General features: G+C 40.9%; 3 protein-coding genes. 2 read left to right on the plus strand and 1 reads right to left on the minus strand.

Features of this window, described 5'->3' with window-relative positions; translation table 11 throughout:
• Positions 1 to 108 precede the first annotated feature (108 nt).
• Entirely contained in the window at positions 109 to 603 is a 495-nt protein-coding gene (locus A3763_RS14010; protein ID WP_068554286.1) for a hypothetical protein, read from the plus strand.
• A gap of 49 nt (positions 604 to 652) precedes the next feature.
• Here the strand turns inward: A3763_RS14010 and A3763_RS14015 are convergent, their stop codons facing one another.
• Positions 653 to 1,180, minus strand: a complete 528-nt coding sequence (locus tag A3763_RS14015; protein ID WP_156490600.1) for a hypothetical protein — start codon at positions 1,178 to 1,180, stop codon at positions 653 to 655.
• A gap of 665 nt (positions 1,181 to 1,845) precedes the next feature.
• Between A3763_RS14015 and A3763_RS14020 the strand changes: the two genes are divergently transcribed.
• Complete coding sequence (locus A3763_RS14020; RefSeq protein WP_156491795.1) at positions 1,846 to 2,532, plus strand: hypothetical protein; 687 nt, start codon at positions 1,846 to 1,848, stop codon at positions 2,530 to 2,532.
• Positions 2,533 to 2,663 lie beyond the last annotated feature (131 nt).

Consider the following 2,663-nt stretch of genomic DNA (forward strand, 5'->3'; position numbering starts at 1 on the left):
TGTATAATCTTCATTCTTAAATTTAATATATTTTTCATGTGCTTACGTGTCAGGTCAGCTTCGTAAAGCCTTTCCGCAACGCAGGGTTTACTGTATAGATGACGTATTATGAAGAAACAAGACATCAGTAGTAACAATAGATCGGGTGAGAGCCAGGTATCAGTGAAGCCAGAACCGGTGGATGAAAGCTGGGCGCTAGCTTTGCTTAATGAAGCACTCATCGAAGAGGCCGCAGAAACTACGATTGAAAGGGCTAAAACTACTGTTGGGAAAGCGGAACAAAACTGTGAGCTTTCAGATGACAGTGTTACCGAAAGTCTTAACGATAATGCTGAAGTGTTCTCGAAAGCGGTAGGCAGCAATGAATTGCCTGAACATTCGTCTTCAGAATCTCTGCAATTAATGTACAGACAACACAGCCTGTCTGCGGACTACGCTCATAGCAATGAGGTGCATAGAAGTGCTTCATTGTCTGCAATTCAAATGCAGCAGATTGTTTTTAATGAAGTTAAAAAATTTAATGCAGAATCAGAAAAGCTGGCAAACCGAAGTGGCAGAAATTGGCTGGCTCGCTTGATTGCAAAGTTTACCGGCAGGTCATGATTAGCTAATTACCTAGCTCGGTAAGGTCAACATAGAAAAGTCTTAAGTGTTAATTCTCTTCCAAGAAAGCCTGGATTCGTTTCTTACAATGCTTTGATAAACTTCCCGACAGATAAAGGGTAGGGTGTTCAGCGCTTTCTTCAAGAATTGAGTCAAGCAATTCGCTTTCATCATCATCTGATAAATTCACAATCCACATATTGATGCGGGTGTCGTCCTGAAGCTGTGCTTCGTTCATGCTGGAGTCAAAACAATGAATTTCTGCATCACAATATAGAGCGAGCTCTTTAGATAAGCTTTTAACATAGAGCTCTAATGATGCGTATACGCCGACGACTCTCTCGGTGCATTCTTCAACAAGTGGTGTAGGAATTGGTGCGTGCATTAATTCTTCGCTTAGCGCTTCTTCTTGGACGATCTCAGTTCTCTCTGTTTCCTCGCTTGCTGGTTCAAGGGCTTTCTCTGGTTCTAGAGTCCGAAGCTCTTCAAGTAATAGTTCAGCTTCGGCGCATATATCATCGAGAATCGAACCGTCCTCTAATAAAGGAGGCTTGCTTTCCTCAATGGAAGATAGCATTACATCTTCATTTTTTGCTTCTTCCGAAATATATACGCCAAAAGGGTTCAAAAGATCAGGTTTGGCGTGATTGTCGTCTTGAGATTGATGCGCTTCAGAGCCTAGAATTGGAATATGCAGGGCATCTTACTCACCAGTTGACCAGATATCTTCCGCATGAGCTGATGAGCCCGTTGGAATATTGACTTTCTTAAGGTCAGACTTGCTCTTAATGCTTTTACTGCCGAACATGTGAATATTCATGATAATGCCTGCAAACTTTAAAGTTAAACTATATTGGTTAATAGATGTTCATAACTAAAGCCTAGTCATTATTACGCAAAAGTAAGCTAAGGTTCTGCAAACAAATGTGAAATCTGGTTTTATGATGGAAGTAATGTGTCACATATTTGGATTATCTCGTGTTTTTGTATTGTGACTAGGTTCAAAATTCGAATAAACTGCGCTTCAGGCAGTATTGGAACTGCCGATAAAAGGGAATTGACAAGTTCATGCAGGGAATAGGGAGGTTCGCCGCAGTGTTTAAACGCCTAAAATTACATAAGAAACCAAAGCCAGATTTACGCTTTATTGACCCTGAAATATACCGGGCTCAGAGGCAAGCTCCCAAACGAAGCACTTCAATACCTTTCACTAGAAAAGGATATGACATAAAGCCGAACAATTTGTATTCGGATGTGTATTCAGGTTTATCGCAGTCAAGCGTCAAAACACACTCTACTAAAACATCTTTTTATCGGACTCGTGCAGGGAAACCTCTATCGGAACCTGAATCGTCGGATAGGCCTGTATACGTAAGTACTGAAAAGGATGAGGCTTTCTATCTGGAAGGTGTGAAAGCTTTGCCTCAAATGCTGGTAGAGGAAAGTCAAAAGCAGGAGCTCAAAGAGCATCCTCATATCGACTTATTTGATATGTTTGTTGCGCAGTCTGATAACGCGAGAGTAATCGTGGGTAATCAGCTCAGTATAGAAGACCGGTATCTTGGGCCAAACTATCTGTGTGAGCGTAGTCTAGGAATATTTTCTGACTCAAAAATGTATTCAGCTTTAATTAGAAAGGAGCTGAGTTCATACCGGGTAGATGTCCGCCACTTTAATCACCCTACTACCTTTGTTGAAAGTCGATATGAGTTCTATGACCGAATTTCTGCATGGATTCTGTTTTTGTCAGATGATTGTGATGAAGGCTTTATTGATCGTTTTCTGGACCGTTACTGTGATAAGCCAACTTTATTCCTGTGCCCCAAAATGAGCAGAAAGAATGCGACTGAGCGTGTGAAGGAATTTATTAATCAATATGGGCTTGAGGAAGAAGTCGATCTCTGCGACTCAGAGATTGAGTTAGTTTAGTGGTTTGTTCGAAAGTTATTTAAAACAAACTCTTCTATTGCTTCTTTAAGGTATAATGCTGCGAATTACTTTTTGGAGCCCAACCACCTCATGACTGAAGAAATTAACTACCAGAATAACCCTTTGCATGG

The sequence above is a fragment of the Oleiphilus sp. HI0128 genome, from assembly GCF_001635365.1.